19 protein-coding genes and 2 pseudogenes are annotated in these 24,233 nt (G+C 60.3%); 15 read left to right on the top strand and 6 right to left on the bottom strand.

Annotated features, from left to right (window positions below):
- Positions 1-11 precede the first annotated feature (11 nt).
- The 4 genes from aroQ to NF685_RS04855 all read left to right on the top strand — a co-directional run bounded on the left by aroQ (position 12) and on the right by NF685_RS04855 (position 2,928).
- Complete coding sequence (gene aroQ / locus NF685_RS04870) at positions 12-467, top strand: type II 3-dehydroquinate dehydratase (RefSeq protein WP_222548558.1); 456 nt, start codon at positions 12-14, stop codon at positions 465-467.
- The gene (locus NF685_RS04865; protein WP_222548056.1) at positions 464-916 is read left to right on the top strand and encodes an acetyl-CoA carboxylase biotin carboxyl carrier protein; all 453 of its coding nucleotides are present in this window, start codon (positions 464-466) and stop codon (positions 914-916) included. Before aroQ ends, NF685_RS04865 begins: the two co-directional genes overlap by 4 nt.
- Before the next feature lie 26 nt (positions 917-942).
- Positions 943-2,289, top strand: coding sequence for an acetyl-CoA carboxylase biotin carboxylase subunit (gene accC, locus NF685_RS04860; protein WP_222548055.1), 1,347 nt, complete (start codon positions 943-945; stop codon positions 2,287-2,289).
- Positions 2,290-2,358: 69 nt separating this feature from the next.
- Positions 2,359-2,928, top strand: coding sequence for an NIPSNAP family protein (locus NF685_RS04855; protein ID WP_252848794.1), 570 nt, complete (start codon positions 2,359-2,361; stop codon positions 2,926-2,928).
- A 262-nt stretch (positions 2,929-3,190) separates the two neighbouring features.
- Here NF685_RS04855 and NF685_RS04850 read toward each other — a convergent pair whose 3' ends face one another.
- From NF685_RS04850 to ccmA, 3 genes are all read right to left on the bottom strand, one after another.
- Positions 3,191-6,478 (bottom strand): S41 family peptidase, encoded by a 3,288-nt coding sequence (locus NF685_RS04850; protein WP_252848793.1) that lies wholly within the window; start codon positions 6,476-6,478, stop codon positions 3,191-3,193.
- Positions 6,479-6,601: 123 nt separating this feature from the next.
- Positions 6,602-7,267: a heme exporter protein CcmB gene (ccmB, locus tag NF685_RS04845; protein WP_252848792.1), complete on the bottom strand. Its 666-nt coding sequence runs from the start codon at positions 7,265-7,267 to the stop codon at positions 6,602-6,604.
- A gap of 5 nt (positions 7,268-7,272) precedes the next feature.
- A complete protein-coding gene (ccmA, locus tag NF685_RS04840) occupies positions 7,273-7,977 on the bottom strand; it encodes a heme ABC exporter ATP-binding protein CcmA (RefSeq protein WP_252848791.1) in 705 nt (234 codons plus the stop codon).
- A gap of 133 nt (positions 7,978-8,110) precedes the next feature.
- Between ccmA and acnA the strand changes: the two genes are divergently transcribed.
- From acnA to NF685_RS04825, 3 genes are all read left to right on the top strand, one after another.
- A complete protein-coding gene (gene acnA, locus NF685_RS04835) occupies positions 8,111-10,804 on the top strand; it encodes an aconitate hydratase AcnA (protein WP_252848790.1) in 2,694 nt (897 codons plus the stop codon).
- Between the two features lie 70 nt (positions 10,805-10,874).
- Positions 10,875-11,567 (top strand): amino acid ABC transporter ATP-binding protein, encoded by a 693-nt coding sequence (locus NF685_RS04830; RefSeq protein ID WP_222548557.1) that lies wholly within the window; start codon positions 10,875-10,877, stop codon positions 11,565-11,567.
- 20 nt (positions 11,568-11,587) lie between these two features.
- Positions 11,588-13,147 carry an ABC transporter substrate-binding protein/permease gene (locus NF685_RS04825; RefSeq protein WP_373317809.1) on the top strand — a complete coding sequence of 520 codons (1,560 nt, stop codon included), beginning with the start codon at positions 11,588-11,590 and terminating at the stop codon, positions 13,145-13,147.
- A gap of 462 nt (positions 13,148-13,609) precedes the next feature.
- Here NF685_RS04825 and NF685_RS04820 read toward each other — a convergent pair whose 3' ends face one another.
- From NF685_RS04820 to NF685_RS04810, 3 genes are read right to left on the bottom strand one after another with little or no spacing between them, the layout of a single operon-like run.
- Positions 13,610-14,578 carry a hypothetical protein gene (locus NF685_RS04820; RefSeq protein WP_252848788.1) on the bottom strand — a complete coding sequence of 323 codons (969 nt, stop codon included), beginning with the start codon at positions 14,576-14,578 and terminating at the stop codon, positions 13,610-13,612.
- A gap of 21 nt (positions 14,579-14,599) precedes the next feature.
- A complete protein-coding gene (locus NF685_RS04815; RefSeq protein WP_252848787.1) occupies positions 14,600-15,868 on the bottom strand; it encodes an AAA family ATPase in 1,269 nt (422 codons plus the stop codon).
- Positions 15,865-16,500, bottom strand: coding sequence for a hypothetical protein (locus NF685_RS04810; RefSeq protein WP_252848786.1), 636 nt, complete (start codon positions 16,498-16,500; stop codon positions 15,865-15,867). Before NF685_RS04810 ends, NF685_RS04815 begins: the two co-directional genes overlap by 4 nt.
- 211 nt (positions 16,501-16,711) lie before the next feature.
- Here NF685_RS04810 and rimP point away from each other — a divergent pair, with 211 nt between their 5' ends.
- The 8 genes and pseudogenes from rimP (at position 16,712) to rpsO (ending at position 24,120) form a co-directional block, all read left to right on the top strand.
- The gene (gene rimP, locus NF685_RS04805; RefSeq protein ID WP_252848785.1) at positions 16,712-17,338 is read left to right on the top strand and encodes a ribosome maturation factor RimP; all 627 of its coding nucleotides are present in this window, start codon (positions 16,712-16,714) and stop codon (positions 17,336-17,338) included.
- 98 nt (positions 17,339-17,436) lie between these two features.
- Positions 17,437-18,996: a transcription termination factor NusA gene (nusA, locus tag NF685_RS04800; protein WP_252848784.1), complete on the top strand. Its 1,560-nt coding sequence runs from the start codon at positions 17,437-17,439 to the stop codon at positions 18,994-18,996.
- A 31-nt stretch (positions 18,997-19,027) separates the two neighbouring features.
- Positions 19,028-19,678 carry an RNA-binding protein gene (locus NF685_RS04795; RefSeq protein ID WP_252848783.1) on the top strand — a complete coding sequence of 217 codons (651 nt, stop codon included), beginning with the start codon at positions 19,028-19,030 and terminating at the stop codon, positions 19,676-19,678.
- Positions 19,675-20,110: pseudogene (locus tag NF685_RS14390) on the top strand (translation initiation factor IF-2 associated domain-containing protein); the annotation flags it as partial. The gene NF685_RS04795 and the pseudogene NF685_RS14390, both read left to right, overlap by 4 nt.
- A gap of 209 nt (positions 20,111-20,319) precedes the next feature.
- Positions 20,320-22,476: pseudogene (infB, locus tag NF685_RS04790) on the top strand (translation initiation factor IF-2); the annotation flags it as partial.
- Positions 22,473-22,898, top strand: coding sequence for a 30S ribosome-binding factor RbfA (gene rbfA, locus NF685_RS04785; RefSeq protein WP_252848782.1), 426 nt, complete (start codon positions 22,473-22,475; stop codon positions 22,896-22,898). The pseudogene infB and the gene rbfA, both read left to right, overlap by 4 nt.
- Positions 22,899-22,913: 15 nt before the next feature.
- Positions 22,914-23,867 (top strand): tRNA pseudouridine(55) synthase TruB, encoded by a 954-nt coding sequence (gene truB, locus NF685_RS04780; RefSeq protein WP_252848781.1) that lies wholly within the window; start codon positions 22,914-22,916, stop codon positions 23,865-23,867.
- Positions 23,851-24,120, top strand: coding sequence for a 30S ribosomal protein S15 (gene rpsO, locus NF685_RS04775; RefSeq protein ID WP_023979579.1), 270 nt, complete (start codon positions 23,851-23,853; stop codon positions 24,118-24,120). The genes truB and rpsO overlap by 17 nt, the downstream gene beginning before the upstream one ends.
- Positions 24,121-24,233 lie beyond the last annotated feature (113 nt).

The raw sequence follows: 24,233 nt of genomic DNA, 5'->3' as shown, positions 1-24,233 counted from the left end.
GGGCTGCTCTCATGATTCGACCGATGATTGCCGTTCTCAACGGCCCCAACCTCAACATGCTCGGTATGCGCCAGCCGGAAATCTACGGCCACGCAACGCTGGACGATCTGGAACAGGTCTGTATCCAGGCGGCCGAGCAGCTGGATGTCGCTATCGATTTTCGCCAGACGAACATCGAAGGCGAGCTGGTATCCTGGATCCAGGAATGCCGGGGCAGGGCCAGGGGGATCATTATCAATCCGGCCGCTTATGGTCATACTTCCATCGCGCTGCTCGACGCCCTTCTTGCAACGGGACTGCCGACGGTGGAGGTTCATATCTCCAATATCCATCGCCGCGACGCCTTTCGTCACCACACCTATACCTCGCAGGCCGCTATCGGTGTAATCTGCGGGTTTGGGGTGCGTGGTTACGCCATGGCGCTGCGCGCACTTTATGACATGATCGAAGACGAGGACGAACGATGAGCCGTATGCTCGTGGACGCAGATGCCATCCGGGCATTGGCCGATATTCTTACCGAAACCGGACTGACCGAGATCGAGGTCGCGGAAAAGGACAACCGTATCCGCGTCGTACGCAGTGCGGGCAATCAGGTGGTTCAGGCTGTTGCCGCCGCGCCTGCTGCCGCAGCTCCTGCAGCAGTGGCTCCGGTTATCGCACCGGTCGATGTGTCGAACCATCCCGGCGCCGTGAACAGCCCGATGGTGGGCATTGCCTATCTCGCGCCCGATCCGTCGGCACCGCCCTTCGTGCAGGAAGGTCAGGCCGTGACAGCCGGGCAGACGATCATGCTGATCGAGGCCATGAAGACGTTCAACCAGATCAAGGCGCCTCGCGGCGGCACGCTTACGCGTATGCTCGTATCCAGCGGCGATCCGGTTGAATTCGGCGAAGCGCTCGCCATCATTGAATAAGCATTACTGACTGAATCCGGGGCACGATGTTTTCCAAGATCCTGATCGCCAACCGCGGCGAAATCGCGCTACGCATCCTGCGCGCCTGCCGTGAAATGGGCATAGCGACGGTTGCCGTGCATTCCACGGCCGATGCCGATGCCATGCATGTCCGACTGGCGGATGAGGCGGTCTGCATCGGCCCGCCATCGTCACGCGATTCCTATCTGAACGTGGCGGCCATTCTGTCGGCTGCCACCATCACAGGGGCCGACGCCATTCATCCCGGCTATGGCTTCCTGTCCGAGAATGCTGACTTTGCCGAGACGGTTGAAGAGCATGGTTTCGTGTTCATCGGCCCGACCGCCCATCATATCCGTACGATGGGCGACAAGATCATGGCCAAGACCACCATGCGTGAGCTCGGTGTGCCTCTGGTCCCGGGTTCGGATGGCGCGCTGCGCGATCTGGCCGCAGCACGCGAAGTGGCCGCCAAGGTCGGCTATCCTGTGCTGATCAAGGCGGCTGCCGGCGGTGGCGGTCGTGGCATGAAGGTTGCCCAGACGGAAGACGAGATCGAGGAAGCCTGGTCGGTTGCGCGTACCGAAGCCCGTGCGGCTTTCGGCAATGACGAGGTCTATCTCGAGAAATATCTCGACAAGCCGCGTCATATCGAGCTGCAGATCATGGCCGATACCCATGGCAATGTCGTGCATTTCGGCGAACGTGACTGCTCGCTCCAGCGTCGTCACCAGAAGCTTCTGGAAGAGGCCGGTTCTCCTGCCCTGACAGCGGAAGAGCGTGATGCCATTGGCGCCACGGCAACGGCTGCGCTCAGGAAAATGGGCTATCGCAATGCCGGAACGCTGGAATTCCTGTATCAGGACGGGCAGTTCTGCTTCATCGAAATGAACACCCGTCTTCAGGTCGAGCATCCGGTGACCGAAATGGTGTGCGATGTGGATCTGGTGCGTGAACAGATCCGCGTGGCTGCCGGAGAGCCGCTTGGCTACGAGCAATCCGACATCACCTTCAGCGGCCATGCCATCGAGTGTCGTATCAACGCCGAAGATCCTGAAACCTTCATGCCCAATCCGGGTACGATCAAGGTCTTTCATGCACCGGGCGGTCTGGGCGTGCGCATCGACAGCGCCATTTATGCCGGGTATCGCGTACCGCCTTACTATGACAGCATGATCGCGAAACTGATCGTTCATGCGCCTACGCGTGAAGAAGCCATTGCCCGCATGATGCGCGCGCTGGACGAGTGCGTTGTGGATGGCGTGAAAACGGTCATTCCGCTCCACCGCAAGATCCTTGCCGACCCCCAGTTCCGCAAGGGCGATTATACCATCCACTGGCTTGAGAAGTTCGTCGATTCCCTCAAGCACTGACAAGACCCGGCATGCGGATGGCTCTTAAAGACGAGAGCCATCCGCAGCCACGATCAAGGAGACATCCCGATGTCGGCTCGTGTTGAAACCATCGTTCTCACCTGCCGCACGGGCAGTGTCCCCGCCGTTGTATCGACACTCGAAGCACCACTGACCGCATGTGCAGGCTTTCTGGGTTGCTGGACGACCGAGCTTGGCTGCCTGAACGAGATCGTGCTGCTCTTCAGTGCTGCCCCTGAAAACCTGGTCCTGCCGGGTCATGAAGCAGGGATCGAGCGGATTGACAGGCAGAGCTGGTCGCTGATCAGTGATACGCACCCTGTGCCGGGCGCATTCGGCCATAGTTACGAGTGGCGCGTCTACGATATCCTGCCCGGCTGCGAGGAAAAGGTTACGGCCCTGATGGACGCTGCCCTTCCTGCACGATCGGTCGTATCTCCCGCCTATGCTGTCATGGTTTCGGTCGATGGTGTGTCGCGTCTGGCGCATGTCTGGCCGTATGAGGATCTTGCTGACAGAGCCAGCAAGCGCCGACAGGCTGTCGAGACGGGCGCATGGCCGCCCAAAGGTATCCTCCCCCTGCTCGGCACGATGAAAACTGCGATCCTGACGCCGGTCAGTTACTCACCCAGCCACTGACTTCGCCTACAGGAGACATCTGCCGCTGTTTAGCCGGAGATGGTCCTGACGGGTGCGATACCCTTTTTGAAACAGCCTGAATCTGTGCCCCGGGTCCGACAGTTCGTTCTGCGGGGCGTTCAGGCTCTTCCTCTGCCGCGACAGAAATCTTCACCCTTACGCCGGTAACCGGCTTCGGTCCTGAACCGGGATGAAGCCAGCCGAATATGTCTCCCACCAGGATTTTGCAGCCTTTTGCGCGGGCAGGGGCTTCAGGGTTGCCTCAATGAGGCTTCGCTTCCGACGCAGTTTCGAACGGTTCGGGCACCATGGGTGGAATGGGGTGGTCTTTCAAAAGCGCGTGCAGGGTTTCCAGTGCCTTGTCGAGTTGCTGATCCTGGCCATTGAACGTGGCCACGGGCATGTTCTCGACGGTCATATCGGGTTCGACGCCGTGGTTCTCGACCAGCCAGTGGCCTTTCATATCGAAATAGGGGCGTTCTGCCGTGCGGGGCAGGCCGTTATCTGCCAGACGGTCGCTATCCGAAAGCCAGACACCGGCACCTGCCGTGCGTGTGCCAATGAGAGGCCCGATCCCGAGAGATTTGATGCCCTGTGAGAAGGTCTCGCCATCCGAATAGGTGAATTCGTCGCATAGAACGACAATATGCCCGCGAAAGCTCTGCTGCATGTTGCCCTGGGGGGCCTTGCCGTGATCGGACCAGAACATCCAGACCTTGCGCAGCAGTTGTGAAAGAACCCATGAATCGATGTTGCCGCCCAGGTTGCGGCGTACGTCGATAATCAGACCGTCCTTGTCTGTCTGGGCATAGAAATCGCGGGTAAAGGCGGCAATGTCATCCCTGCCCATGGCGCGCAGATGCAGGTAGCCGATGCGGTCATGACTGTCTTTGGCCACACGGTCGGCACGCTCCATCTCCCAGGCGCGCAGGCGCAGTTTCGCCTCCTGCTTTGCTGAAATGGCCGTTACGACAGTCTGGATCGGGCGATCCTTGCGCTTGAGCGTCAACAGAACCTGTTTGCCTGCCTGACTGGCCAGAAGGGCGGACAGATCGGGCAGATCGGCAAGGCTTTGACCGTTGACTGCGGTGATCAGGTCGCCCGGCTGCGCATCGACATCGGGCGCGGCCAGCGGTGAATGGTCCTGAGGCAGATCGGGATCGCCAGCATAGATACGATCGATCAGAAAGCCGCCCGGCTGACGGGTGAGATGTGCCCCGAGGCTGGCGATCAATGTGTCGTTTTCACGCTCGGCGGTCTCGGCCGGACGCAGCTGCGAATGCAGTGCGTTGAGTTCACCCATCATCTGTCCGAGCAGATCGTCCAGATCCGAACGATCGCCCAGGCGTGACAGCAAGGGGCGATAACGCTCGCGTATGGCTGCCCAGTCCACGCCATGAAGGGCAGGATCGTAGAAATGATCGCGATGCAAACGCCATGCATCGGTAAACATGTCCTGCCATTCCGCTCCGGGATCGATGCGTAGCTGCAGGCCATCGAGCGATACGTCGTTTTGCGGTGCGGTCATATCCGGAGCTGTGCTTCCCGCCGGAACAAGGCGGATTTTGGGGCGCTCCTTTTCCTTGCCCGAGACGAGCATCAGGGTTTTGCCATCGGGGGTCAGGGCAATATCGCGCAGACCGCCCGTCATTTCCTTGGGCTTGACCGGATCGGTGCCTATCTTGACGCCAAGCAGGATGCTGTCGTCATCCTTGTCCTCGGGCTGACCTGGCTTGCGTGCGAGCAGGTAGAGAGTGTCCTGTCCGGCTTCGATTTTGGTGAAGTCGCCAGCCGGAACCGGCAGCTGGTAGAGGCGGGCGGCAACACCGTCATCGAGTATCGCGGGTCTGGTGTTTTCCTGCGAGCCTTGTCCGGCCGATGTCGTCGCGCTTTGCGGCGGATCGAGCTCGGTTGGCGGCGCAAACGGGAAGCGGCTCGTTTTCCTGAGAGCGAGCGCAAACACACCGGTACGATGCGCGAAAACGGGTGCGGGATCGCGATCGCCCCAGGGGCCTGCATTGCTCAGATTGAACAGCCGGTCCGACAGGAACCACAGAAAGCGGTTATCCGGGCTGAAACGCGGCGCATAGGAGTCGTAATCCGGCGTTGTGGTCCAGACCAGCTTGCCATTATCTAGCGTATAAAGGGCGATCTGCCGTCTGATGGATTCACCGCGTGCGCGGACGAAAGCAAGGGCACGACCGTCAGCTGACCATGTCAGGGAGTCGTATTCGCTCTGTCCATCCAGACGTGCATCGTCGATGAGCTTGTCGGTATGGGTGGTGAGATCCAGCAGGAAGAGATGACCTGCGATATCCGTATGAGCGACTAGTCTGCCATCCGGCGAGACCCACAAACCCATGGGCTCGCTTTTCGAGCCATGTGTGAGCTGTGTGCCATCACTGCCTCCGGTCGCGGGGAACGCCCATAATTCCGACTCCCCTCCCTTGTCGCTGAAGGCATAGACCGTCTTGCCGTCGGGCGAGAGGGCGGCGTTACGCAGGCGTGTCGTATTGGCACTCGCGAGGGTGACGCGACGGAGCGCTCCGGTAGTGGCCAGCACGACATGACCACGCATGGTCAGAGCGACATGCTTTCCGTTTGGGGCAAGAGCGATATGAGTGAGATAACGGTACGGATTGTCCAGCCAGACCGGGCGACGTGCAGGGTGATCGCTCGTGATGTCGACCGGTATCTGGCTCTCGGTTCCGGTGTCGAGGTCGAAGCGATAGAGGTCGGCCCCGAGTTGATAGACGACATCATGGCCGCTTAGAGCTGCATGACCGATGCTGAAATCGTCATGATGCGTCAGCTGATGACCGTCACTTCCATCCAGGGCGAAACTCCAGAGATTGTTGCGGCCCGAGCCGTCACTGACGACGATCAGCCGGTCTTTCCAGAGCATGGGACGCTGCAGATTGATGTTCTGAGGGCCGAGTCTCTCGGCCTCTCCGCCGCCTTTCAGGCGGTAGCGCCAGAGCTGGGCGACAGCGCCGCCACGATAAAGCGTGAGATGATCGTGGCTCACGGCCGTGCCGAAGCGCGTGAAATAGATCCACTGTCCATCAGGGCTCAGTGTGGCGTCATTGGCATCGGTCAGAGGGTAGGTGCGTCTCGTGCCGCTCACCGGGTGAATGGCGCAAACCACGCGGCTCAGACCGGGGCCGGTTGCCGGGGCAGTGCTGTAGAGAATGCCGGCTTTTTTATCCCAGCCGATAGGCATGACGTTCTGGTTTTCCCAGGTGACCCGGCGGGGTGTCCCACCTTCGATCGGCATGACATAGATTTCCTGCGGGCCGTCGAAACTCGCCAGAAACGCCACCTGTTTGCCATCCGGGGAAAGAACCGGGTGAGGGTCCGTACCGATTGGCGTTGTCAGTCGCGTGGCTGTTCCACCCTGGAGGGGAACGCTCCAGACGGATTGCTCATCGTCGAAAACCAATGTGGAGCCCGAGAGCGAGGGATCGCGCAGGTAGCCCGGCGCAGCATGGGTCGATATCGGTGCCAGGCAGAGCAGGGCAACGCTGGCGAGAAGCGAAGAGAGACGCATGGGCACACCTGGGGGCAGAAAGGGAAAAGGCAGGGCAGGCAGAGACACGACGGACAGGAAACGGAGGATGCAGAAGTCAGGATAGACACTGCACGGGCGCGGTAAAGACAAGCATGAGTCCTGTCACGATGTCGCGGCACGCAATCCGCTGGCGGCGGCAAGGGGGCATAGGGGAAGGGCGAGGGCGAGAAAGGCACCGAGCATGTCGAGTTCGAGGCCGTAGCTTTGCCCGTTCGCTGACGCATCTGCAGCCGCCGCACCGAAAATCAGAACAGGCGTGGCCATGGGCAGGACCAGAAGCGGCAACAGAATGCCTCCTCGTCGTGCACCGAGCACGAGCCCTGCGGCCATGCCGCCCAGCAATGACAACAGCGGCGTCCCGAGCGCCAGACCGGCAAGCAGGGGGACGATATCCTGTGTCGTACCGCCAAGCATGAGCGTGAGCGGTATCACGGCAATCAGGAGGGGGAGGCCGGTCGTGAGCCAGTGCGACAGGATTTTTGCCAGTGCGACCCAGGCAGGGGAGAGGCCGAGGAGAAGCAGATGGTCAAGCGACCCATCTTCAAGCTCGGCACCGAAAAGGCGGTCGAGCGGCAGAATGCTGGCCAGCAGGGCACAGACCCACAGAATGCCGGGCGCCATGCGATGCAGAAGGCTGGGAGAGGGTCCAAGGGCCAGAGGGAAGAGACTGGCGCAGAGCACGAAAAACAGCAGCACGGCCAGCGTATCGGCACCATGACGCAAGGCAAGCCGGATATCGCGCCCTGCAAGGGCGAAAAAGCTACGCATCGTCATCACCATAAAGTCTCGACTGCTGCCGACTCACTTACCCTTTCGCAAGACGGATCGTCACGGGGTGTCAGGTCTAGCTTGCGGGCATCAGGGAGCGGGAGGGGGATATGGGTCGTGGCGATGATCATGCCGCCCGCTGCACGATGTCGTGCCATGATCTCGCCAAGTTGCCCGATCGATCGGTCATCCAGACCGAGGCTCGGCTCATCCAGAAGCCAGAGGGGTGCTCTGCGAAGAAGAACGCGTGCGAGAGCGCCCCGTCGTTTCTGTCCGGCAGAAAGAAGACGCGAGGGCAGATCCGACAGCAGTGCGAGATCGAGCTCGGCGAATGCGTCCTCCAGTGCCGCTTCAGGGTTTTCGCCCGAACAAAGACGCGCTTCGAGGGAAAGGTTTTCACGCAGGGACAACCCCGGTTTGAGCGCATCCTGATGCCCCAGATAGGCAAGGTCGAGCGCGAGACCAGGGTCGCGCTTTTCTGCGCTTTGCTCCGTTTCGGCCATGCAGATCGTTCCGCCCTGGGCAGGACAAAGCCCGGCTATGAAACGAAGCAGCGTGGATTTTCCCGATCCGTTCGGCCCGGTCAGTAACAGGGCCTCTCCGGGTGACAGGGACAGGCCGATCCGGTCGAGGACGAGACGCCCACCGCGCATCACGGTTACGTCATGCAGGCAGAGCCATGGCGCTTTAGACGAGGAAAAACCTGACATTGTGCGAAAATAACATCTTCCTGAGAGAGTTTCATTCGACTCTGTGCGAATAGGGGCCAAGACTGTATAGAAGGGCCAGCCCGCTAGGGCCAGTTGACAAGCCAGTCAGTCGATCAAGGCAGGAGGACAAGCCATGAGAACCGTTGGACGGGATTCCCTGGGCGTGATGCGGGATCTGGAGGTTGATGGCCGAAAGTACCACATCTTCTCCCTGCCGGAGGCGGCGGCCAAGCTGGGCAATCTGTCCCGCCTGCCTGTCAGCCTTAAGGTGCTGCTCGAAAACGTGCTGCGCTTTGAAGACGGGCTGAGCTATCGCACCGAAGATGCGCAGGCGATTGTCGACTGGACCGCAAAGGGCCATTCGGATCAGGAAGTGCCGTTCAAACCGGCGCGTATCCTCATGCAGGATTTCACCGGTGTTCCCGCTGTGGTCGATCTGGCCGCCATGCGTGACGGTATCATCGCGCTCGATGGCGACCCGGAGAAAGTGAACCCGCTCGTACCGGTCGATCTGGTGATCGATCACTCGGTCATGGTCGATGTGGCAGGCAGCGCCGATGCGCTGGAACGCAATGTCGAGATCGAGTTCGAGCGCAATGGCGAGCGTTATGCTTTTCTTCGCTGGGGCCAGGGCGCGTTCGAGAACTTTCGCGTTGTGCCGCCGGGTGCGGGCATCTGCCATCAGGTCAATCTCGAATATCTGGCGCAGGCCGTCTGGACCGGTAAGGTCGATGGCAAGGAGTACGCCTATCCCGATACGCTTTATGGCACGGACAGCCACACCACCATGGTGAACGGCATGGGCGTGCTGGGCTGGGGTGTGGGCGGAATCGAGGCCGAGGCTGCCATGCTGGGCCAGCCTATTGCCATGCTCATCCCCGATGTGATCGGCGTGCGTCTCGAAGGCGTTCTGCCTGAAGGCGCAACCGCAACCGATCTGGTGCTGACCATCACCGAAATGCTGCGCGCCGAAGGCGTGGTCGGCAAGTTCGTCGAATTCTTCGGCCCTGCGCTCGATCATCTTCCGGTGGCCGACCGTTCGACCATCGCCAACATGGCGCCTGAGTACGGCGCAACCTGCGGATTCTTCCCGGTCGACAAGCTGACGCTGGATTATCTGCACCAGACAGGCCGTGACGAGCACCGCATCCGCCTGACCGAAGCCTATCTGCGCGCGCAGGGGATGTTCCGCGACGCCGATACGCCCGAGCCGGTGTTCTCCAAGGTTCTGTCGCTCGACCTCTCGACCATCATTCCCTCGCTGGCAGGCCCCAAGCGCCCGCAGGATCGCGTGGCTCTGACCGATGCGACTTCGGCTTTCGAAGACGCTCTGACCACGACGCTGGGCGTGAAGCCCGATGATGTGCGCAAGCGCGCCATCGTGGCTGGTTCGGATTACGATATCGGCCATGGCGACGTGGTGATTGCCGCTATCACGTCCTGCACCAATACCTCCAATCCGGCTGTCCTGGTGGCGGCGGGTCTGGTGGCGCGCAAGGCGCGTGCGCTCGGTCTCAAGCCCAAGCCCTGGGTCAAGACCTCGCTGGCACCCGGCTCGCAGGTGGTGACGGATTATCTCGACAAGGCTGGGCTCAGCGCCGATCTCGACGCGCTCGGCTTCGAGACCGTCGGTTATGGTTGCACCACATGTATCGGCAATTCCGGCCCCATCGCCCAGCCGATCGTGGATGCGATCGAGGGTAATGGTCTGGTGGCGACCTCGGTACTGTCGGGCAACCGTAACTTCGAAGGCCGTATCTCGCCTAACGTGCGCGCCAACTATCTCGCCAGCCCGCCGCTGGTGGTGGCCTATGCCCTGCTCGGCACGCTGCGCAAGGATATCACGAAGGAACCTCTCGGTATCTCGAAGGACGGCAAGGAAGTCTTCCTTCGCGATATCTGGCCGACCAATGAGGAGATTGCCGATCTCATCAAGTCCTCGGTCACGCGCGAGAGCTTTGTCGAGCGCTATGGCAGCATCTCGAAGGGAACGAAGCAGTGGCAGGCTCTGGCCGTGGCCAGCGATGCACGCACCTTTGCCTGGTCCGACAGCTCGACCTATATCCAGAAGCCGCCCTATTTCGAGGGGCTGACGAAGGAGCCGGGTGAGACGCACGATATCGAGAATGCCCGTATCCTGGCGCTTCTGGGCGACAATATCACCACCGATCACATCTCTCCTGCAGGGGCCATCAAGCCTTCCTCGCCGGCTGGGACATTCCTCAGCGAGCATCAGGTCGCTGTGGCGGATTACAACTCCTACGGGTCGCGCCGTGGCAATGACCGCGTGATGGTACGTGGCACTTTCGCCAATATCCGTATCCGTAACGAAATGCTGCCCGGCGTCGAAGGCGGTATGTCGAAATACCTGCCCGACGGAACGGTCGCCTCAATCTACGATGTAGCCCATCGCTATCAGCAGGACGGCACGCCACTCGTGGTGTTCGGCGGTCGTGAATACGGCATGGGCTCATCGCGTGACTGGGCGGCCAAGGGCACCAAGCTGCTCGGCATCAAGGCGGTGATTGCGGAGAGTTTCGAGCGTATCCACCGCTCCAACCTTGTCGGCATGGGTGTGCTGCCACTGACTTTCCGTGAGGGCACGACACGCAAGACGCTGGGTCTGGATGGTACCGAAACGATCTCGCTTGGCGGGCTCGAATTAATCACGCCGCGTATGACCGTGCCGATGACAATCAAGCGCGCCAGTGGCGAAACGGAGCAGGTCGAGCTTCTTTGTCGTATCGATACGCTTGATGAAGTCGCCTATTACAGGCATGGAGGAATTCTTCCTTATGTCCTGCGCGGGATGACCGAAACTGACTGACAACGCCGAGATCGTTCTCGACGCAAAAAACATCACCAAAAGCTTTGGGCGACATGTCGTGCTGCACGACATGTCGCTTTGCGTTGAGCGGGGCGAGCTGATCTCGATGATCGGCCCCTCCGGCTGCGGGAAATCGACTTTTCTTCGTTGCCTCAATTTTCTGGAAATTCCTGATTCGGGTACACTTCGTATCGAAGATGTCCGTATCGACAAGAAAGCCGATCAGGGCTGGAGCCGTATGCAGGAGAAGCGCGCGCATGCGCTGCGTGCGCATGTCGGCATGGTTTTCCAGTCGTTCAATCTCTTTCCTCATCGCACAGTGCTCGACAACGTCATGATGGCCCCGCGTGCGGTGAAGGGCGCGGCATCCTCCGATATCGAGCCTCTGGCACGTAGTCTGCTGGCGAAAGTCGGGCTTGAAGGGCTGGCCGATCGTTATCCATCCACGCTTTCCGGCGGTCAGCAGCAGCGTGCCGCCATTGCACGCGCGCTCGCGATGAAGCCTGCAGTCATGCTTTATGACGAGCCGACCTCGGCGCTCGACCCTGAACTGGCCGAAGAGGTTCTTCAGGTTATGCGCCGTCTGGACGAAGAGGGTATGACCCAGATCGTCGTCACGCATGACATGCGTTTTGCCCGCGCGGCTTCGGATCGTGTGCTCTATGTCGAAGGTGGCTATATCGTCGAAACGGGCGAACCCGATGCGCTTTTCGCTGCGCCCGAAGACGCGCGTACACGCCGTTTCCTGAGGACCCTGCTTTGAGAATGCGCGCCGCCCCGAAGATGATACGGGCCTTTCTCATGGCGGTATGCGCGGCGGCATATCTCTCCGGGGCGCTCGTCCCCGCGCATGCCGCCTCTTCAGGCGCGACAGGAGCGATCTCCGCGACTGCAAAGCCTTCCGCTACGCTGAGCTGGGCCTCCGATGGTGAGGCCAATGTGCCCTATGTCTTTCACGATCCGGCAGACACGACCCGTCTGGAAGGATTCGAATATGACATGGTGCAGGAAATTGCCCGACGTCTCGGGCGGACGCCGCGCTTTGTCCAGAACGACTGGGACGGGCTGATACCGGGCTTGCAGCGTGGCATGTACGATATGGTGGTCGACGGCATCGAAATGACGCCCGATCATATCCAGGCGGCCCTGTTTTCACGCCCCTATTATGTGACCGGCGATCGTATTGTGGTGCGACGCGACAGACAGGATCTCAACAGTTTTGCCGCCTTGCGCGGGCACGTTGTCGGAACGATCAAGGAGACTCTCGCCGAGCGTCTGTTGCAGCGCGAGCCGAGTATTACGGTCCGTTCGTATGAGGAAGAGACTTACGCGTTTTCCGACCTGCGCAACGGTAGGCTGGATGCGCTTTTGCTCGATGGTCCTATTGCACTTTACTACGCAGGGGTCACGGATGACCTCGTGATTGTTGGCGATCCGGTAGGGCAAACGCGTTACGGCATTGCGTTCAAGCCCGGTAATACGCTGCTGCACGATCAGGTCGATCGGGCGCTCGGCGACATGATGCGCGACGGTACCCTTCAGGTCATTCTGGGGCGCTGGAACCTGTGGACACCTGAAATGGCGCAGATGACGGGCGATCACACGCAGCGTGCCGTGGAGCCGACGCAGTGGTTGCGCTATCGCGATGCCATGCGCAGCCAGACCGGCTGGCTGGGCCTCGCGCGTCGTTATGTCGGCTTTCTGCCAATCATAGCCAAGGCAGCAGGCCTGACCCTGATCGTCTCTGCGCTTTCAATGGTTCTGGCGGTGAGCCTCGGGCTGGTGCTGGCACTCGCTCGGCAATACGGGCCACGCCTCGTACGTATGGCGAGCGGGTTTTACATCGAAGTCGTGCGCGGCACCCCGCTGCTGATTCAGGTCCTTTTCATTTTCTACGGACTGCCGGGGCTCGGCATCAAACTCTCACCGTTCTTCGCGGGTGTTCTGGCGCTTGGATTGAACTACGCGGCTTATGAAGCAGAAAACTATCGTGCGGGCCTGTCCTCTGTACCGCGTGGACAGATGGAAGCGGCAATTGCGTTGAACATGACGCATCGGCAGGCATTGAGGCTTGTTATCATTCCCCAGGCATTCCGTACGGTTCTGCCTGTGATGACCAATGACTTCATCGCGTTGCTCAAGGATTCGTCTCTTGTCAGCGTTATCACCCTGACCGAACTGACCAAGGCCTATATCCGCCTGTCTTCCACTTACTACGATTATATCGGAACGGGATTGCTGATCGGCGCGGCTTATCTTCTGCTGGGCCTGCCTTTCGTGCGTTTTGCCCGTCATGTCGAACGCAAACTGGGCCAAAGCCTCATGCGCTCCGGCCATCACTGATCCGTATTGTTACAAAATGAAGGGGTGTCTTCGCTGGGAGCGTCGCGGCTGTTCATGGCGTTGCCACCCCTATCTGCGCATTGCACAACGGCGATCTCATAAAGAGTGCCCGGCGCGATAGACGCTGCGATGAGTGCTGCCTTGGCTCTGTCGTGCATAAACCGACAGACCGTCCGGCGTAATGTGTCGTGCCGGATGAAAGGCTGGACCTTGCAAGGTCATCTGCTCCCCTACGAGGAGCCCTGACGATCCCATAGCTCAGGGTCGTGTCAGGAATGCCCTCCTGGAAATGGCTGAGACGATCCCGCCAGGTAGACAGTGAAGGCGTAAGCGCGCGAAAGGTGGGAATGCGCGCTGGGTTTTAAGCCGAGAAACCGGTTTCGCACGCACCCTCCCGCGTCATCGGCAACAGGTACCTTCGAGAAGGTGCCATCTTCGATGCTTGGGGCACCGATCGGTGCCTTATTGCGGAGGTGCGGCCGGATCGCGTGCAAGATCAGTTGGGACGGAGGTGTTTGTCGTGTCATGTGTCATGTCACGACGCAGTAGCGGGATCCATTGCGTGAACCACCGATCGGTCCGGCGTATGAAGTTCTCTGCAGCGGGCACTTGTGTGAGCGCCGCCTTGTCCCAGTAAGGCAGGGGGGCAAGAAGCTGAACCGTTCCCGTTTTGGTTGGCGAGAGAAGATAGGTGACCGCCGAGGTGCCCTTGTTGACATCCGTTGCACCGCTGCTCTGAATCCAGTTTGCGACGATAAAGAGTGACGGCATGGGAAAGCCGAGTGCCGACAGACGCTTGAAAGCGAGCTGAATCAGTTCGTCCGACGAGATCATCCCATTGGGACCCATGACCGCATTGGCGACAAATGCACATTCACTTCGTCCGTCTGTACGATCCGCGAATATCTGCGCGCTGTAATTTCGGTCATCATGACAGTGGTTCGTGGCTTCCTGTACGATGTCGACCGGAAGCTGCTCGGTCGCGGTACGCGCGACGATGACACCTGTAACGATACCCCGGTCTGTCCGGACGAGAATATTGATCAGCATCCGACCGCCACGGCCGTACTGACCGGTGACGACGGGATGCCAGACACCTGCAGGAAGCGGTAGCGTATGGCCACCAAACGGAATGGAGCCGACCATTGCAGTCGAGATGTCCGGCGCGATCAGCCGGCTCGTCCCGTTATCAGGCGGGCTCTGCTGTTCCTGATTATCTTGTGGCGCAGCATTCTGGTCAGGTGGATTTTGCATCTGTGGACGCACCGTACCAGCGGGGAGCTGGATACCGGGTATGCGGCTCAGCCATGGAGCCTTTGCAAGCATCCAGGGCATAGGGAAGAACAGACCCAAAGCCGTAAAGACGATCATCACATAAATTGCGAAGCGCCAAAGAGGCGCTCGGCGCCACAAACGGGGAAAAGCTGACACTATCTATCGTCCTGGTGGCGATCAGGGGCTTAGTCGGGCTGTCAGGGATTTGCTGTCATCGGCGATTTCTGCCTTCACGCCGTCATCCCCCATGACCAGGCGAACGAGTTTGGCATCGTTCTGACGCGCGAGGATCAGGCTTTCGCTAACCATATCCTCGATAGAGCGCACGAGATCGCGTGCAGAGGCGCCTGCTCCCAGTTTCTGCTGGCGTTGCATGAGCTGGAACAGCAGATAGGCGTCAATACCACCAGCCTCCACATTGAGACCGTAGCCCTTGATCATGGCCTCGATTTCCAGCGCGGCCACGCGGGCGAGATCCAGATCGCGTAGCTGCCGGAAAACGAAGATACGGTCGAGGCGGTTGAGTACCTCAGGCGCAAATCCCGCCTTGCGCAGCGCTTCCGTCGATTCTGCGCGCATGCGATCGGTATCGTCATGAAGGCGGTCGGCAATTTCCGTCAGCGCTTCGGTGGCGATGTTCGAGGTGAGCATGAAGATGGCGCGCGTGGTGGAAATCTGTGTGCCTGTAGAGGCTTCCGTAACATGACCGTCGTTCCACGCTGTAAGGAACTTCTTGAACACGTCGGGATGGGCTTTTTCGATTTCATCGAGCAGTACGATGGCGTCAGGTTTTTCCTGTAGTCCCCCGGTGAGCTTGCCGAAGCTGTCTGAGCCGACATAACCCTTGGGAGACCCGAACAGCATCGTGGCCGCGTGGGGGCTCGACATCTGGGTCATGTCGAAATGCAGAAGAGGGCGTTCCATCTGGCGGGCGATCTGTTTCGCAAGATAGGTCTTTCCGGTGCCCGGCGGCCCGGCAAGCAGGAAAATTCCGACCGGCTTGTTGCGAACTGTCAGAGCAAGGCGTCTGCGCAGTTGCTGGGCGATGTCCTCACAGACCTGATCCTGCCCGACAACCTTGGCACGCAGGCCCGCGGCAAGTTCCTCGGCGTTGATCGCAACTTCCTTCTGCTCCTGGGCCAGAAGCTCCTCGAGAGCGACGCGGTTTGTAAGGCGGGCAAGAATATCCATAACGAAGCCTTTGCGACGACGAAGTCCCTTGCGGGCCAGTTTTGCAGAACGGGCCTCGTAAAGAAGTCCGGAGACAGTGAGAAAAGCCGCAAAACCTGCGACAGGAAGATAGGCGTCTCTCGCCCATGAGAGAAAACGCAGCAGCATCCCGCCGGACAGATGGAGTGAGACGGCAGCCTGAATGCTTGCAAGAATCAGGAAGATTACCATCATCACGGGCATGAGACGGTTCAGAGCGGGCAGCAGAGCTTTCATTGTACGATAACGTCCAGAACAATCTGCTGATTGATATTGGTGAGACGAGGCAGAATGAGTGGCCCCAGTGTTGTGAGTATGCCGGATTCCAGACCGCCTGCAGCGGGAGTACTCAACGGATTGATTGTAATCTCGCCAGCCATGTAGATCGGTACCACGACCGATTGCAGTTCGGACTTGAGAAGCAAATTCTGCGTCATGCTGCCAGAGGTGATGGCGACGGACTGTCCCAGAGCGCCAGAAACCTGAGCAATCGGCATACGCACCAGACGCATACGCCTGTTTCTGACGGCCGCGACGATTTCGGTACGCTGCTGTTTGTCGAACCCTGTCTCTGCCAGCGCGGCCTCGGCCCTATCCGTGGGTATGAGCGCGAGCTGTGCATCGAAATGGGCCGCATCCGAACGGATCTGGGAGTGGGAGGCCGTTTGAACTGTCTGTGTTCCCTCGGCGGAAGACGACGCCCCGGGCGCTGATCTATGCCACATCGCGCCACCCATGCATGCGGCCATGATAGCCGTCGCCATCACGAGCTTGGGTGTCAGACCCATACGCTCGTTCCCGGACTGCCGGGCAGAGTTGCCCGATCCGTCGAGAAGCGGCTTGAGTTGAGGCTCGGAAGTGTCATTCATTCCGCCAAGTCTGGCAGGAGACGCAGCGTCTGGGCAAGAGGTGTGTTACATAAGGAGTGTAATCAAAAGTTACGATTGTCGGGGCCAGCTTGCAGCGCTGGGTGTTCATGACGCGAGTCTTGCTTCTTTCAGCATGTTGGCCTACACAGCTCATATTCCTTTCATCTTTCGTCTTATCGGGGGGTGGCCTTGACGGGCCGCCTTTTTTGTCTTGGCCAATGAAATTCCCAGCCTGAACGGTCTCGAAGCGCGTATCGCGCAGCAGATCGAGCCGACACTGACCGATCTCGGTTATGAGCTCGTGCGCCTGAGCGTGCTGGGCCGTGAAACGCCAACAATCCAGATCATGGCCGATCGTGCCGATGGCTCCCTGATCGGTATCGAGGATTGCGAACAGATCAGCCACGCCGTGGGCGCTGTGCTTGATGTGGACGATCCGATTCCCGGTGCATGGACGCTCGAGGTCTCGTCTGCCGGTATCGATCGCCCCCTGACCCGCCTGAAGGACTGGGACCGGTTTGCCGGGCACCTGGTCAAGGCCGAGCTCGATCTTCCGCTGAACGGGCGCAAGCGCTTTTCGGGTATCATCACCGGCACACGCGACAACGCGGCGGTGATTCGTCTGGATGATGGTGAAGAAGCTGTTCTGCCGATCGACACCATTCGCAAGGCGCGTCTTGTGCTTACCGATGCACTTATCGAGGCCAGTGCGGCCATGATGGGTATTGAATCGGGTGAGGAAGCGGCAGAAGAAGAGGAAGCGCCGCGTCGCAAGATGCCGAAGCTCAATCCTGCCAAACCGGGCAAGGGCACTCGCCCGGGAAAAAAGACACACTGAAGTTTGCGTTCCGGGAAGTTGGCGTTACCGGGTTTCCCGCTTTTCCTGTTTCCGATGGTCTGCGCGATCTCGCGCTCCGTATTTGAGGATTTCGTCTGATGGACACCTCCGTTACCCGTCCTGAGCTGCTTCTGGTGGCCGACGCTGTTTCGCGTGAAAAGAATATCGATCGTGAAGAAGTGCTGGAGGCGATGGAACAGGCCATCCAGAAGGCCGGGCGCGCCAAGTACGGTCACGAGAAGGACATCCGCGCGACCATCGATCGTCGCTCCGGCGAGGTACGCCTGTCACGCTGGACCGAAGTGGTCGAGGCGGTCGAGAACGAGGATACGCAGATCCCGCTCGCCATTGCGGTCAAGTTCCAGCCTGAAATCAAGATTGGCGAACATCTGGTCGATCCGCTTCCGCCTATCGATTTCGGTCGTATTGCAGCCCAGACGGCCAAGCAGGTCATTGTGCAGCGCGTGCGCGAATACGAGCGCAAGAAGCAGTATAACGAGTTCAAGGACCGCGTGGGTGAGATCGTCAACGGTACGGTCAAGCGTACCGAATACGGCAACCTCATGGTCGAGATCGGTCATACCGAGGCGCTGCTGCGTCGCGATGAGCTGATCCCCCGCGAGTCGTTCCGCAATTCCGATCGCGTTCGCGCCTATATCTACGATGTGCGCGACGAGACACGTGGTCCGCAGATCTTCCTGAGCCGCACCCATCCGGCATTCCTGGCGAAGCTGTTTGCGCAGGAAGTGCCTGAGATCTACGACGGTATCATCGAGATCAAGGCTGTGGCCCGCGATCCCGGATCGCGTGCGAAGATGGCTGTGGTTTCCAAGGATGCCTCGATCGACCCGGTCGGCGCCTGCGTCGGTATGCGCGGCTCACGCGTGCAGGCCGTTGTGGCCGAGCTGCAGGGCGAGAAGATCGATATCATTCCCTGGAGCCCGCAGGCAGCCACTTTTGTGGTGAACGCCCTGGCTCCTGCTGAAGTGACCAAGGTGGTCATGGATGAGGAAGCCGGTCGCGTGGAAGTTGTGGTGCCCAACGAGCAGCTTTCGCTTGCCATCGGTCGTCGCGGTCAGAACGTGCGTCTGGCGAGCCAGCTGACGCGCTGGGATATCGATATCCTGACCGAAGCCGAGGAATCGGAACGTCGTCAGGAAGAGTTCCGCAAGCGTACGCAGCTGTTCGTCGATGCGCTCGATGTCGATGACGTGATCGCGGGGCTGCTGGTGACAGAGGGTTTCCACACCATCGAGGAGCTGGCCTATGCCGATCCCGAGGAGCTGCATGCCATCGAAGGCTTCGATGAGAGTGTTGCCGAAGAGCTGATGCGCCGTGCCGAGGAATTTCTCGTGCAGAAGGAGCAGGAGCTGGACGACAAGCGTCGTGGCCTCGGCGTTGAGGATTCGATCGCCGAACTGGGCGTGTTTACCAACGCCATGCTTGTGACGCTGGGCGAAAAGGGTGTGAAAACGCTCGACGATCTTGCAGATCTTGCTGGTGACGAGCTTGTCGAAATGCTTGGCGGTGACAATATAGACGAAGATGCTGCCAATGAGATCATCATGGCAGCACGTGCTCACTGGTTCGATGGTGAGCAGGCAGAAGAAGCCCCCGGAGCCGAATCGCACGGGGAAGGGGAGGCTTCCGACGTCTGAGTTTCAGAAAACCGCAGGAGCGAGTCCGGAAATGTCTGAAGAGATCGATCCGATCGGTCTCGACGACGAGAAAGGCCCGCAGCGTCATTGTATCGTGACCCGTGAGAGCGGAAACCCCGATACGATGGTGCGTTTTGTCATCAGTCCCGATGGCGTCGTGGTTCCCGATCTTGCAGCCAGGCTGCCGGGAAGGGGAATCTGGTTGAGTGCCAGACGGGATGTGCTAGAAACCGCGCGGACGCGTCATCTGTTCTCCAGAGCAGCGCGTCAGCCGGTAAAGGTGCCTGAGGATATTGCGCAGGTACTGGTTTCAGGAATAGAAGCGCGGCTGGTGCAGGGTCTTGGGCTCGCGCGCCGGGCCGGGCAGGCTCTCTGTGGTTTTGTTAAGTGTCGCGAATGGATTGCTGCCGGCAAGGTCGGACTGGTGATCCAGGGATCGGGCGGAAGCCCGGATGAGTTGCGGCGTCTGATATCGGGAAACAGCAAACTTCCGGTACTGACGTTACCGGCCCAGATGCTCGCGACGGCATTCGGGCGGGAACATGCGGTCTATGTTGCGATAGCGCGTGGTGCGCTGGCGCAGCGTCTGATGGCTGAGCATGAACGATTTTTGGGGCTGACCGATGGGTTGGTTCCTGAGCCGCGCGATGAGCGGCTCGCACGGGAACAGGCAGGTATATGAGCGAAGGCAACGAACGGGACCAGGGCACTCAGGCTCAGGGCGGCCAGACAGATGGCCAGAATGTCCAGGATCAGGGCGCCCAGGCTCAGGGTGACCAGGGTAAGGGACGTCTGTCCCTGCGTCCGGGCGGGCGCATGGAACTCGGGCGAACGGTAGATGCGGGCTCTGTGCGTCAGAGCTTCAGCCATGGCCGCTCCAAGGTGGTGCAGGTCGAGGTGCGCAAGAAGCGCGAGACGAACGAGCGCAAGGACGGCCGCGGTGCCGCCGGTGGCCGTGGTGGCCGTGCCGGTGCAGGGCGTGCCCTGACCCCTGCAGAACTCGCCATCCGCCAGCGCGTGCTCGAAGAGCAGCGCAAGGAAGCGGCACGCGAGGCTGCACGCCTCGAAGAAGAAAAGATCCGTATTCTTTCCGCTGCTGAAGAAGCCAAGCGTGAGGAAGCTGCACGTGCCGAGGCTGCTGCACGCGAGGTCGAGGCCCAGCGCGAGGCTGAGGAACATGACCGGCAGATGGCGGCAGCTGCCGAAGACCGCGCAAAGCAGGAAGCACTCGAAGAGCAGCGCAAGGCGCGTGCAGCCGAGCGTGAACGTGAGGAAGCGGCACGTCGTGCCCCTCTCGAAGCCGCTGAGTCTGCACGTCGCACCGGCGGTGTGCAGCTTGCCGCGCCGATGGAACGTCTGCGCCCGCTGGCCGAGCGCGCTGTCATGGCGCCGCGTCCGGTTACGCCCAAGCCGGCTCCCGCCGCTGCCGGGGCTGCTGCCGCACCGCGTAACGAGACACTGCATCTGCGTCGTGGCGGAGCGGAAGGTGGCGAGGACGATCGTCGCGCCGGTCCGCGTCGTGCGCCCGCCGCGCCGCCGCGTCGTGGTGCGCCTGCGGCCCCCAAGAAGAGCGGGGACTCCCGTCGTTCCGGTCGTATCGATGTGCGTGCCGCCATCGAAGGCGATGACGACAAGACGCGTTCGCTCGCTTCGGTGCGTCGTCAGCGCGACCGTGAGCGTCGCCAGGCCGAGCTCGAACGTCTGCGTGCCGATCAGGTGCGCGTCGTTCGTGACGTGATCCTGCCGGAATCCATCACGGTTGCCGAGCTTGCCAATCGTATGGCGCTTCGCCAGGCCGAAGTGGTCAAGGCCCTCATGAAAATGGGTGTCATGGCAACCGCGACGCAGCTCATCGATGCCGATACGGCAGAGCTGGTGATCAGCGAATTCGGCCATCGTGTCCGCCGTGTGGCCGAGAGCGACGTCGAGCTGGGTATCGAGGGTGTGGAAGATCGCGAGGAAGACCTCGTGACGCGTGCCCCGGTCGTGACGGTCATGGGCCATGTCGATCATGGCAAAACCTCGCTGCTCGATGCGCTGCGCACGACCGATGTTGCGGCTGGCGAAGCCGGTGGCATTACCCAGCATATCGGTGCCTATCAGGTGACGCTGCATAGCGGCGCCAAGATCACCTTCGTCGATACGCCGGGCCATGAGGCCTTCACATCGATGCGTGCCCGTGGTGCTTCGGTTACCGACGTGGTCGTGCTGGTCGTGGCTGCCGATGACGGTGTGATGCCGCAGACCATCGAGGCCATCAAGCATGCCAAGGCTGCCGATGCCCCGATCATCGTGGCGATCAACAAGATCGACAAGCCGGGCGCCAATCCGGAGCGTGTCCGTCAGGCCCTGCTCAGCCACGATATCGTGGTGGAAGCTCTTGGCGGTGACGTGCAGGATGTCGAGGTTTCGGCCCTTAAGCGTACCGGTCTGGACAAGCTTGAAGAAGCCATTCTGCTTCAGGCAGAAGTGCTCGACCTGAAGGCGAATCCGAACCGTGTCGCAGAAGGCTCGGTGATCGAAAGCCGTCTGGATCGCGGTCGCGGCCCAGTGGCGACGGTGCTGGTCCAGAAGGGCACGCTCAATCGCTCCGATATCGTCGTGGCCGGTGCCGAATGGGGCCGCGTCCGTGCGATGCTGGACGACAAGGGGCGTCAGCTCAAGGATGCCGGTCCGTCCATGCCGGTCGAACTTCTGGGTATTACGGGTGTTCCCGGTGCCGGCGAGCCCTTCGTGGTCGTCGAGAACGAGAACCGTGCCCGCGAGATCTGCGAGTTCCGTCAGCGCAAGCAGAAGGACAAGATGGCAGCCGGTCGCGCCGCAGCGCGTGGCACGCTCGACCAGATGCTGGCCCGTATCCAGGCGGGTGAGCAGAAGGAAGTGGCTCTGCTTATCAAGGCGGACGTGCAGGGCTCTGCCGAAGCAATCGAGGCTTCGGTGCTCAAGCTCGAACATGAGGAAGTCCGCATTCGCGTGCTGAATGCCTCTGTTGGCCAGATCACCGAAAGCGACATCCAGCTCGCCAAGGCATCGAATGCCATTATCGTGGCCTTCAATGTCCGCGCTACCACGCAGGCCCGTGAAATGGCCCAGCGTGAGGATGTGGATATCCGCTACTACTCGATCATCTACCAGGTGACCGATGACGTGGAGCAGCTGGTCAAGGGCAAGGTTGCGCCCAAGCACCGCGAGAAGTTCCTTGGTTACGCCGAGATCCGTCAGGTCTTCAACATCACGAAGGTCGGCAAGGTCGCGGGTTGCTATGTCACCGAGGGCGTGGTCAAGCGCGGCTGTGGCGTGCGTCTGCTGCGTGACAACGTGGTGATCCATGAAGGTGAACTGAGCCAGCTCAAGCGCTTCAAGGATGACGTCAAGGAAGTTGCGCGCAACTACGAGTGCGGTCTTTCCTTCGCTGGCTATAACGATCTGCGCGAAGGCGACATGGTCGAGTGCTTCGAAATGGAAGTGATCCCTGCATGAGGGGATCGCGTTCCAAGGTTCCGGGCTTCTCAGGGCCTGGTGATGCGGCTGGCCCCTCGCAGCGTCAGCTGAGGATGTCCGAAGAGGTCCGTCGTGTCCTCTCGGATCTCTTTGCCCGCACCGAGTTCCGTGACCCGGAACTTGCCGGTGTGCATGTGACCGTGACGGAAGTCCGTATTTCTCCCGATTTCCGTCATGCTACGGCATTCGTTTGTCGTCTCGGGCGCAACGATATCGAGGATGTCCTGCCTGCGCTCAAGCGTGTGGCACCTTTCCTGCGTACCGGTCTCTCCAAGACACTGCGTTCGCGCATTGTGCCGGAGATACATTTCCAGCCCGATGCCGCGCTTGAGCATGCCATGGAAATGGATGCGCTGATGCGTACACCCGAGGTCCAGCGCGATCTCGACTCAGAAGACTGATTGGAGCGACCCGTCATGGGACGCAAAAAAGGGCTCGATATCGACGGCTGGCTTGTCGTCGACAAGGACCTGCATATCGGCTCGACCGATGTGGTGAACAAGGCGCGGCGCCTGTTCGATGCCAAAAAGGCCGGACATGGTGGCACGCTCGACCCGTTGGCGACCGGCATTTTGCCTGTCGCCTTCGGTCAGGCCACCAAGACAATTCCCTACATCATGGATGCCACCAAGCGTTATCGCTTCACGCTGTTCCTCGGTGAATCGCGTACGACCGACGATCGCGAGGGCGAAGTCGTCCAGATCAGCGATCATCGCCCGAGCGATGCCGATCTGCGGGCTGCTCTGCCAGCGCTCACCGGTGACATCATGCAGGTGCCCCCCGTCTATTCAGCATTGAAAGTCGACGGTGCGCGTTCCTACGATCTGGCGCGTGCAGGCCGCCCCCCCGATCTTCCTCCGCGCCCTGCGCGTGTTGATTCCATCACGCTGGTTGAGCGGCCCGATCGCGATCACGCGATTTTCGAGGTCCAGTCCGGCAAGGGTGTCTATATGCGCTCTCTGGCGCGTGACATCGCCCTGGCCTGTGGCACCGTCGGTCATATCGCCGTCCTGCGCCGGACCAAATGCGGTCCGTTCGATGAGAGCCATGCGATAACACTGGACAAGCTTGTTCAAAATGACGACAAGGCCGATGCACTTTCAGCGCTTTTGCGCCCGGTCTCGACCGCGCTGGCCGACATCCCGGCTCTGGCCGTGACCGACGCAGAAGCACAGGCACTGCGCTACGGGCAAAGCCTCGCTTTGGCCGATTTCGGCGACCTGATGCTGACAGCGCAGGACGGCGACGTCCTGCAAGCCCAGGAGGGGGGGTGTCTTGTCGGTTTGTGCCGCGTCCAGGAGGATCGTCTCAAGCCGATACGGATATTCGAGTCGTTTAAATACGGAGACAGAGATGTCGATTACAGCTGAACGCCGCACGGCGCTGATTGAAGAATTCAAGACCAACCCGACCGACACCGGGTCGCCGGAAGTGCAGGTTGCCCTGCTGAGCGAGCGTATCGTGAACCTGACCGGCCATCTGCAGACGCACAAGAAGGACTTCCACTCACGTCGTGGCCTTCTGATGCTCGTTGGTCAGCGTCGTGGTCTGCTTGATTACCTCAAGCGCAAGGACCAGGGTCGCTACCAGACCCTCATCGAGCGTCTCGGCCTGCGCCGCTAATATGCTCGGGCGGAGGGTCATGCCTCCGCCGCCTCCCGTCGCCAACCCGGCGACGGGATATCAGGCTGCGTCACTGGACGTTGAAGCTGGAAACAGAACCGGCCTTCGGCGTT

Origin of the sequence: Asaia lannensis NBRC 102526 (assembly GCF_024054035.1) — a bacterium.
In the GTDB taxonomy this organism is placed as follows: Bacteria; Pseudomonadota; Alphaproteobacteria; order Acetobacterales; family Acetobacteraceae; genus Asaia; species Asaia lannensis.
Note: the sequence above shows the minus strand (reverse complement) of the source record. Positions and strands in the feature narration are given on the sequence as shown.

Excerpts from the sequence above, each read along its gene's own strand:
- NF685_RS04815 (WP_252848787.1), bottom strand. The coding sequence starts at position 15,868 with ATGAAAGCTCTGCTGCCCGCTCTGAACCGTCTCATGCCCGTGATGATG.
- NF685_RS04855 (WP_252848794.1), top strand. The coding sequence starts at position 2,359 with ATGTCGGCTCGTGTTGAAACCATCGTTCTCACCTGCCGCACGGGCAGT.
- NF685_RS04825 (WP_373317809.1), top strand. The coding sequence starts at position 11,588 with ATGATACGGGCCTTTCTCATGGCGGTATGCGCGGCGGCATATCTCTCC.
- NF685_RS04810 (WP_252848786.1), bottom strand. The coding sequence starts at position 16,500 with ATGAATGACACTTCCGAGCCTCAACTCAAGCCGCTTCTCGACGGATCG.
- ccmA (WP_252848791.1), bottom strand. The coding sequence starts at position 7,977 with ATGTCAGGTTTTTCCTCGTCTAAAGCGCCATGGCTCTGCCTGCATGAC.
- rbfA (WP_252848782.1), top strand. The coding sequence starts at position 22,473 with ATGAGGGGATCGCGTTCCAAGGTTCCGGGCTTCTCAGGGCCTGGTGAT.
- truB (WP_252848781.1), top strand. The coding sequence starts at position 22,914 with ATGGGACGCAAAAAAGGGCTCGATATCGACGGCTGGCTTGTCGTCGAC.
- NF685_RS04850 (WP_252848793.1), bottom strand. The coding sequence starts at position 6,478 with ATGCGTCTCTCTTCGCTTCTCGCCAGCGTTGCCCTGCTCTGCCTGGCA.
- aroQ (WP_222548558.1), top strand. The coding sequence starts at position 12 with ATGATTCGACCGATGATTGCCGTTCTCAACGGCCCCAACCTCAACATG.
- ccmB (WP_252848792.1), bottom strand. The coding sequence starts at position 7,267 with ATGCGTAGCTTTTTCGCCCTTGCAGGGCGCGATATCCGGCTTGCCTTG.
- rpsO (WP_023979579.1), top strand. The coding sequence starts at position 23,851 with ATGTCGATTACAGCTGAACGCCGCACGGCGCTGATTGAAGAATTCAAG.
- NF685_RS04795 (WP_252848783.1), top strand. The coding sequence starts at position 19,028 with ATGTCTGAAGAGATCGATCCGATCGGTCTCGACGACGAGAAAGGCCCG.
- accC (WP_222548055.1), top strand. The coding sequence starts at position 943 with ATGTTTTCCAAGATCCTGATCGCCAACCGCGGCGAAATCGCGCTACGC.
- NF685_RS04865 (WP_222548056.1), top strand. The coding sequence starts at position 464 with ATGAGCCGTATGCTCGTGGACGCAGATGCCATCCGGGCATTGGCCGAT.
- nusA (WP_252848784.1), top strand. The coding sequence starts at position 17,437 with ATGGACACCTCCGTTACCCGTCCTGAGCTGCTTCTGGTGGCCGACGCT.
- acnA (WP_252848790.1), top strand. The coding sequence starts at position 8,111 with ATGAGAACCGTTGGACGGGATTCCCTGGGCGTGATGCGGGATCTGGAG.
- NF685_RS04830 (WP_222548557.1), top strand. The coding sequence starts at position 10,875 with ATGTCGCTTTGCGTTGAGCGGGGCGAGCTGATCTCGATGATCGGCCCC.